Source organism: Sphingobium sp. (assembly GCF_035511395.1).
GTDB lineage: Bacteria > Pseudomonadota > Alphaproteobacteria > Sphingomonadales > Sphingomonadaceae > Sphingobium.
In genome coordinates, this window is sequence record NZ_DATKFP010000437.1 from 1 (window position 1) to 3,721 (window position 3,721).

The 3,721-nt window shown below is 64.5% G+C and carries 4 protein-coding genes and 1 pseudogene; 2 read left to right on the forward strand and 3 right to left on the reverse strand.

The window, feature by feature from the left end:
* Positions 1-690, reverse strand: a 690-nt coding sequence (locus VMR39_RS29110; RefSeq protein ID WP_325421827.1) for an AMP-binding protein, incomplete at its 3' end; no start/stop codon positions are given.
* Between the two features lie 98 nt (positions 691-788).
* Here VMR39_RS29110 and VMR39_RS29115 point away from each other — a divergent pair.
* The gene (locus tag VMR39_RS29115; RefSeq protein WP_325421821.1) at positions 789-1,799 is read left to right on the forward strand and encodes a GNAT family N-acetyltransferase; all 1,011 of its coding nucleotides are present in this window, start codon (positions 789-791) and stop codon (positions 1,797-1,799) included.
* Between the two features lie 28 nt (positions 1,800-1,827).
* Complete coding sequence (locus VMR39_RS29120) at positions 1,828-2,115, forward strand: acyl carrier protein (RefSeq protein ID WP_325421823.1); 288 nt, start codon at positions 1,828-1,830, stop codon at positions 2,113-2,115.
* A gap of 78 nt (positions 2,116-2,193) precedes the next feature.
* On the opposite strand, the gene trxB is transcribed toward VMR39_RS29120, so the two are convergent.
* Together trxB and VMR39_RS29130 are read right to left on the reverse strand one after the other, a co-directional pair.
* Positions 2,194-3,156 (reverse strand): thioredoxin-disulfide reductase, encoded by a 963-nt coding sequence (gene trxB / locus VMR39_RS29125; protein WP_325421825.1) that lies wholly within the window; start codon positions 3,154-3,156, stop codon positions 2,194-2,196.
* A gap of 104 nt (positions 3,157-3,260) precedes the next feature.
* Positions 3,261-3,721, reverse strand: a pseudogene (locus VMR39_RS29130) (GTPase HflX); the annotation flags it as partial.

Here is a 3,721-nt window from a genome sequence, read left to right on the forward strand (position 1 = left end):
GTCACGCGGCGTCAGATAGCCAAGCGGATAGACGCATCCGCCAGCATACCAGGTGGAAAACAGCTGATTCTGCCCATAATCGAAGCTGAAAGGCAGGACGCAAGCGGTGCGATCCTGCGGCATCAGCTTCAGATAATCGGCCACCGCCACCGCACCCAGCCAGAGATTGGCGTGGGTCAGCACCACCCCCTTCGGCCTGCCGGTCGAGCCGCTGGTATAGAGGATCGCCGCCAGGTCGCCTGGTTGCGCGCTCGATGGGCCGATCGCCTGCCCACCGCTCATGGCGCAGGCGGCGTCATCCTCGCGCAGCAACCGACAGACCGCAGGGACGTCACCCGATTGGAGGCTATCCAGCCGCGCTGCGGTGCCGATCAGCAGCATCGCGCCGCTGTCGGACAGGATATGGGCGACTTGGCCGTGTTTCAGCAGCGGATTGATCGGCACATGGACGAGGCCCGCGCGCGGCGCGGCGAGCGGCATCAGCGCCGCGACCGGCCCCTTGGCCATCCAACTCGCGACGCGCGCGCCCGGCTCCAGCCCGAACCCCGCCAGCCAGCCGGCAAGCCGGCCCAGCGTTTCCTCCAGTTCGGCATAGCTGTAGCTGCCCGAACGCCCGTCCAGCGCAAGATGCACCGGATCACCGCTCAGCAGCAGATGATCGAGCGGTCGCACCTGCGTCCCGTCGATCATGGGGAAATTTTCAGTCACGGCCGCTCGACTCCCATGCGCTTAACCCCATGTGCAGATTCTTCTCCTATGCGTATCGTGACGGACGCGGAGATAGTCGGTTGCGGGCACCAAGGGAATATCATAGCCTAAAGGAAGTGCAGCAGGCGCTCGCCGGTCGGCTGGATCGCGCCCATGTGCCGGTCCTGTTCGACCGTCTCGACTGGTTCGAGACGCTGCATCGCCACTGCTTTCCCGATAGCCCGGTTCATATTCTTGGCGCGGAAGATGACGGCGCAGAGGTGTGGCTGTTCCTGCTATCCCCCGCCCCGCGCATGGTCAGCGCGCTTGCCAACTGGTACAGTTTCTCCTGGGCGCCGGTTTTTCTCGGCGCGCCCGACAGCGCCGTCCAGCAACGCCTGCTGGAGGCGATCGCCGGCGCCTTGCTCGCTCATCATGCGCAAATCGACCTCTATCCGCTGGAAGAAAGCGCGTCCCTCGTTACCGCGCTGCGCCGTGCGGGCTGGTTCACGGTGCAGCGCCCCATGGGCGGCCGGCACCTGCTACCCGTGGAAGGGCGCAGCTTCGCCGATTACTGGGACTCACGGCCCGGCCGCCTGCGCAGCCTGATCCGGCGCAAGGGACGGAACAGCCCCTATACCCTGTCGATCAGCCACGCTCTCACCGACGATCTTTGGCGCGACTATGTCGATGTCCATGCGCGCAGTTGGAAGGAGGCGGAACCGACCACCGGCCTCGATTTCCTGCGCACCCTCGCCGAGCAGGAAAGCGCTGCGGGCACGCTTCGGCTCGGCTTTGCCCGACTGGACGGGCGTCCCGTGGCGACACAGTTCTGGACGATCGAAAATGGGACCGCGCTGATCCACAAGCTCAGCCATGACAGCGCCCATGACAGCGGATCGCCAGGCACGCTGCTCAGCCACGCCATGTTTGCGCAGGCGATCGACGGCGATCGGGTCGCGTTGATCGACTATGGCACGGGCGATAATGGCTACAAGACCGACTGGATGGAACGACGCATTTCGCTCCATCAGATCGACGCCTTCAACCCGCGCTTCGCGTCGGCCTGGCTACCCGCAGCCCGCACCGCAATATCCGCGCTTGTAGGTTAGACCACACCCCTCTATTTAAGCGCCCATCATGAGGGCGCAAAATTCTCAGCCGGTCGACCGGACCATCGATGTGGAAAGCCAGATGCGGGCGCTGCTGCGCGACGTCCTGGGCCTCTCGCAGGATCGTGTCGACGCGTTCGATGCGGACACGCCGCTGTTCGGCGCACTGCCGGAACTGGACTCGATGGCCGTCGCCGGCCTGCTTACCGAGATCGAGGACCGTTTCGACATCCTGATCGAGGATGACGATATCGACGGCGACACGTTCGAGACGTTCGGGTCGCTGGTGGCGTTCGCGCAGGTCAAGGTCGGCTAAGCAGCAGCCGCTCGCTTGGAGCAAGTCGAGAAGCGGAAACTCACGCTTCCCGACCGGCTCAAAACGAAAGAGGCTATCTCAAGCCTCCACCAGTTCCTCGAAATCGGCTTCGGCCAGGAATTTCTCGACGTCGAGCGCGGCCATGCACCCCATGCCAGCGGCGGTTACGGCCTGGCGGTAGATCTTGTCGGTGACGTCGCCCGCCGCGAAGACTCCTGGTATGGCCGTGCGGGTCGTGCCCTTTTCCACCACGATATAGCCTTCGTCGAGCGGCAGCTTGCCTTCGAACAGTTCGGTCGCGGGGTGATGGCCGATCGCGACGAAGCCGCCATCGGTCGGCACATGCGACTGTTCGCCCGTGACCGTGTCGATCAGGTCGACGCCGACCAGACCTTCGGGCGCGCCGCCGCCGACGAACCTGTCGACGGCCTTGTTCCAAAGCACCTTGATGTTTGGATGCGCGTGCAGACGAGCCTGAAGAATCTTCTCCGCGCGCAGCGTGTCGCGGCGGTGGATCAGCGTCACGTCATGGCTGTGGTTGGTGAGGTAGAGCGCTTCCTCGACAGCGGTATTGCCGCCGCCGATCACGACGACCTTCTTGCCGCGATAGAAAAAGCCGTCGCAGGTCGCGCAGGCGCTGACGCCCTTGCCCTGAAGATGCTCCTCCCCCTCGACGCCCAGCCACTTGGCCTGCGCGCCGGTGCAGATGACCAGCGTGTCGGCGACATAGAGAGTGCCGCTGTCGCCCTTGAGGCGGAAAGGCCGTTCGGACAGGTCGATGTCGACGATCTGATCGTACATCATCTGCGCGCCGACATGCTCGGCCTGCGCCTGCATCTGCTCCATCAGCCACGGTCCCTGGATCACATCCTTGAAGCCAGGATAATTTTCCACGTCGGTGGTGATGGTCAGCTGTCCACCTGGCTGCATCCCCTGCACGACGATCGGCGCCAGACCCGCGCGCGCGCCATAGATGGCGGCGGACAGGCCGGCCGGGCCGGAACCGAGGATGAGCATACGGGTGGAATGGGTGGCGGTCATATCAGGCCTTCAAACTGCGATTCGAACGAGGCGACAGAGATAGGGAGGCGACGCCGAGGCGCAAGCGAAGGATTTGCTTGGGCGATTGGAAGCACAGTTGCGGCCTAACCCCCTCCCCGCTTGGCAAAGCGCGCGAAACCGGCGTCGGACAGACGAACCTCCACGCGCGTTTCCTCGCCCTCGACCGTGGTCAACAGAACCTCGCCATGTTCATGCAACCAGGCCAGCGCCGCGCCGTCGGCCACAGGAATGCGCAGGCCATAGACCTTGGCGCCCCTTGTCATCCGGTCGCTGATCGTGCGCTGTAACGCATCGACGCCCTCGCCCGTCAGAGCCGACAGGATCACGACATCGTCGCGCCGTGCGGCCTGTTCCCGGACCAGCGCCTCATCCTCTTCGCTCAGCAGGTCCAGCTTGTTCCACGCCTCGATGATCGGCGGCGGCTCGGGGTCGCCCTCTTCCCGATCGAGCGCGGTTTCGCCCGCTACGCCCAGTTCTCCAAGCACATCGAGCACATCGTCGCGCTGTGCTTCGGTATCGGGATGAGCGATGTCGCGAACATGGA

Bases quoted from the DNA above. Each gene is read 5' to 3' on its own strand.
- VMR39_RS29120 (WP_325421823.1), top strand. From the start codon at position 1,828: ATGAGGGCGCAAAATTCTCAGCCGGTCGACCGGACCATCGATGTGGAA.
- trxB (WP_325421825.1), bottom strand. From the start codon at position 3,156: ATGACCGCCACCCATTCCACCCGTATGCTCATCCTCGGTTCCGGCCCG.